This window comes from Lysobacter enzymogenes (assembly GCF_017168095.1).
Taxonomy (GTDB): Bacteria; Pseudomonadota; Gammaproteobacteria; order Xanthomonadales; family Xanthomonadaceae; genus Lysobacter; species Lysobacter enzymogenes_D.
In genome coordinates, this window is record NZ_LXSD01000457.1 from 1 (window position 1) to 3,880 (window position 3,880).

At 71.0% G+C, this 3,880-nt stretch carries 4 protein-coding genes; 3 read left to right on the forward strand and 1 reads right to left on the reverse strand.

What is annotated here, in order from left to right; all coding sequences use genetic code 11:
• Positions 1-426: 426 nt before the first annotated feature.
• A complete protein-coding gene (locus A7A76_RS19545) occupies positions 427-1,737 on the forward strand; it encodes a sugar MFS transporter (protein WP_206412799.1) in 1,311 nt (436 codons plus the stop codon).
• Here the strand turns inward: A7A76_RS19545 and A7A76_RS26895 are convergent.
• A complete protein-coding gene (locus tag A7A76_RS26895; RefSeq protein WP_428995198.1) occupies positions 1,644-1,886 on the reverse strand; it encodes a DUF6053 domain-containing protein in 243 nt (80 codons plus the stop codon). The genes A7A76_RS19545 and A7A76_RS26895 overlap by 94 nt on opposite strands.
• Before the next feature lie 155 nt (positions 1,887-2,041).
• Between A7A76_RS26895 and A7A76_RS19550 the strand changes: the two genes are divergently transcribed.
• Positions 2,042-2,848: a lysophospholipid acyltransferase family protein gene (locus tag A7A76_RS19550; protein WP_206412801.1), complete on the forward strand. Its 807-nt coding sequence runs from the start codon at positions 2,042-2,044 to the stop codon at positions 2,846-2,848.
• A gap of 10 nt (positions 2,849-2,858) precedes the next feature.
• Complete coding sequence (locus tag A7A76_RS19555) at positions 2,859-3,848, forward strand: YheT family hydrolase (RefSeq protein WP_206412804.1); 990 nt, start codon at positions 2,859-2,861, stop codon at positions 3,846-3,848.
• The last annotated feature ends 32 nt before the right edge of the window (positions 3,849-3,880 follow it).

A 3,880-nucleotide genomic window follows, 5' to 3' on the forward strand; every position in this document is an offset into this window, starting at 1 on the left:
CCCCGCGTCGGGCCGGCGGCGCGCGCGCTCATGCGGCGCGGGCGCCCGCGTTGCGGCCGCCGCTGCTGCGATTGTCCGGTGTCCCACAGCCCGTCCCACTGCATGCGCCCTCCACGGCTGCCCTTGAGCGTTCCCCTTGGCGGCGCCGAGACTGCACCCGCTCTGACAACGTTGTCAACAAGACTCCGCAAAACCGTCATCGACGGACCCAAACCGTGCCGTCCGGCGCGCTTTTCTTGATGCGGCGCAACATCGCGACGCGCGCCGGAGATCACGTTCTGGCGCGGGTTTCAGCCGATTCGGCCGGTCCCGGTTGGCAGGACGCCGGCAGTTGTGACAACGTTGGGCCAACGCTTGTCGTGCCGGTCAACCGGAGCAAGGCGCACGCGGCGGGCGTCTCCCGCCTGCCCTGGGAGGGGATGTCTCATGTCGGTTGCAAACGCCAGCGCGCCGCCGCGCTATCTCATGTCGATCGCGATCATCGGCGCGCTGTTCTTCGTGTTCGGCTTCGTCACCTGGCTCAACGGCCCGCTGATCGGCTTCGCCCAGCTCGCCTTCGAGCTCGACGAAGTCGGCGCCTTCCTGGTGCCGATGGCGTTCTACCTGTCGTATTTCTTCCTGGCCCTGCCGGCCTCGTCGATCCTGCGCTTCACCGGGATGAAGCGCGGCATGGCCCTGGGCCTGATGGTGATGGCGATCGGCGCGGCGCTGTTCGGCGAGTTCACCACCCAGCGCTGGTACCCCGGCGCGCTCGGCGGCCTGTTCGTGATCGGCGCGGGCCTGGCGGTGCTGCAGACCGCGGTCAATCCCTACATCAGCATCCTCGGCCCGATCGAGGGCGCGGCCCGGCGCATCGCGGTGATGGGCATCTGCAACAAGATCGCCGGCATCCTCGCGCCGATCGTGCTCGGCACCCTGGTGCTGCACGGCATGGGCGACCTGGCCGAGCAGGTCAAGGGCGCCGATCCGGCCATCAGGCAGCAGGTGCTCAACGAGTTCGCCGCCAACATCCACGGCCCCTACCTGCTGATGGCCGGCCTGCTCGCGCTGCTGGCCGTCGGCGTGCTGTTCTCGCCGCTGCCGGAACTGCGCGGCGAAGAGGTCAACAAGAGCGGCGCCGAGCAGGGCGGCGCCGGCCGCAGCCTGTTCGGCTATCCGCACCTGTGGCTCGGCGCGCTGTGCATCTTCGTCTACGTCGGCGTGGAAGTGATGGCCGGCGACGCCATCGGCACCTATGGCCACAGCTTCGGCCTGCCGCTGGACAAGACCAAGTTCTTCACCTCCTTCACCCTGGGCGGGATGCTGCTGGGCTACATCGTCGGCCTGATCGTGATCCCGCGCTTCATCTCGCAGGAACGCTACCTGTCGTGGTCGGCGGTGCTCGGCGTGCTGCTGAGCATCGGCGCGTTCGCCACCCACGGTTACGTGTCGGTGCTGTTCGTCGCCGCGCTCGGCTTCGCCAACGCGATGATGTGGCCGGCGATCTTCCCGCTCGGCATCCGCGGCCTGGGCCGCCACACCGAAACCGGCTCGGCGATCATGGTCATGGGCATCGCCGGCGGCGCGGTGGTGCCGCAGCTGTACGCGGTGCTGAAGCAGCACTTCGATTTCCAGGCGGTGTTCCTGGCGCTGATGGTGCCGTGCTACCTGTACATCCTGTTCTTCGCCAAGGTCGGGCATAAGGTCGGCCTGCGCGAGCGCAGCGGCGCCGGCGCGGCGGCGGTCGAGGCCAACTGAGGCCGCCCGGCCGGCCCTGCGCAGGCGGGGCCGGCCTGCTGCGGAACTCTGGCGGGAGCGGCTTTTGTGGGAGGGCCTTCAGGCCCGAGGCTGTTGTCCCAGATGGCAGCGACCTGAGCCGAGAGCATCGGGCCTGAAGGCCCTCCCACAGGGAAAATCCGTCGCTGCGGGCGGCGCGGGCGTTTCAAACGCCGGGCGCCGGTCCGGTCGAAATTTAAACGCCGCCGCGTCCCGGCCGGACCGGATGCGGCGTTCCGCCAAAAGCCGCTGGCCGCTGCGGCGGCGCTTCGGTATCGTGCACGCAATGAATGCGCCGCCTCCCCACGCCGGCGCGGTCGCGCCCACCGGCGCGTCGGCCGCGCGCGCGCTGCGTTACCTGATCCGTACGCCCTTGCTGCTGTGGCACGTGTTCGTCCACCTGCCGCTGGTCCTGCTGCTGATCACTCTGCCCACCGCCCGCATCCCCTGGGGCGAGGAAACCGTGGAACACCGCGCGATCCGCGCCTGGTCGGCCGGGCTGATGCGGATCTTCGGCTTCCGCCTGCGCCGGATCGGCACGCCGCTGGCCGGCGCGACCTTGTTCGTCGCCAACCACGTCAGCTGGGTCGACATCGAGATCCTGCACAGCCAGCGCATGATGGGCTTCGTCGCCAAGCGCGAGATCGCCGGCTGGCCGGTGGTCGGCTGGCTGGCGGCGCGCGGCCACACCATCTTCCATTCGCGCGGCAGCACCGAATCGCTCGGCGGGGTGCTGCACGAAATGCTCTCGCGCCTGCGCGCGGGCCGCTCGGTCGGCGTGTTCCCCGAAGGCGGCACCCGCGGCGGCCGCGAGATCGGCCCGTTCCACGCGCGCATCTTCATGGCCGCGGTCGAGGCCGGGGTGCCGGTGCAGCCGGTGGCGCTGCGCTACGGCGAGCGCGGCGACGCCCAGCGCGTGGTCGCGTTCCAGGACCGCGAGAGTTTCTTCGCCAATTTCCTGCGCCTGCTCGGCGAACCCGGGCGGCTGGCCGAAGTGCATTTCCTCACGCCGATCGGCCCCGGCGAAGCCGACGGCCGCCGCCGCATCGCCGAACTGGCGCGGCAGCGCATCGTCGAGGCGATGGCGGGCTGAGGCGACGATGCTGACCGCATCCGACTACGCACCGCCGCGCTGGCTGCGCAACGCCCACGTCCAGTCGGTGCTCGGCTCCAGCCCGCTGCGCCGGCGCAACGCCGAGCGGCGTCTGGCCGCGGCCGGCGCGCGCACCGAACGGCATCTGCTGGAAACCGCCGACGGCGTGCGCCTGCTCGGCCTGCACAGCGCGGTGCCCGGCACCACCGCGCGCGGGCTGGTGCTGCTGCTGCACGGCTGGGAAGGCAGCGCCGATTCCAACTACATGCGGCTGACCGCGGCGCGCCTGCTCGGCCGCGGCTTCGAAGTGTTCCGGCTCAACTTCCGCGACCACGGCGACACCCACCACCTCAACGAAGGCCTGTTCCACTCCAACCGCCTGGAGGAAGTGGTGCAGGCCGCGCAGCAAGTGGCCGCGCGCTTCCCGCTGCGGCCGCTGTCGGTGGCCGGCTATTCGCTCGGCGGCAATTTCGCCCTGCGCCTGGCGCTGCGCGCGTCCGAAGTGGGCCTGCCGCTGGCGCACGCGGCGGCGGTGTGCCCGGTGCTGGATCCGGCGCGGACGATGGAACAGATGGAAGTCGGTCTGCCGATGTACCTGTGGTACTTCGAGCGCAAGTGGCGCGGCTCGCTGGCGCGCAAGCGCGAGCTGTTCCCGGGCGTGCACGACTTCGACGACCGCACCCTGGGCCTGCGCATGCGTCCGCTGACCCAGTGGATGGTCGAGCGCCACACCGACTTCGGCACCCTCGACCGCTATTTCGACGGCTATTCGATCGCCGGCGAGCGGCTGTCGCGGCTGCAGGTGCCGGCCAGCATCCTGATGGCCGCCGACGACCCGGTGATCCCGCTGGCGGGCTTCCGCGAACTGCGCCTGCCGCCGCATTCGCGCCTGGAAGTGGCGCCGTGGGGCGGCCACTGCGGGTTCCTGGAGAACGCCCAGCTCGACGGCTTCGCCGAACGCTGGATCGCCGACCGGCTGGCCGCGCTGGCCGCGGGCTGAGCGCGCCGCCGCGGCGGCCGACGCGCCGCCCG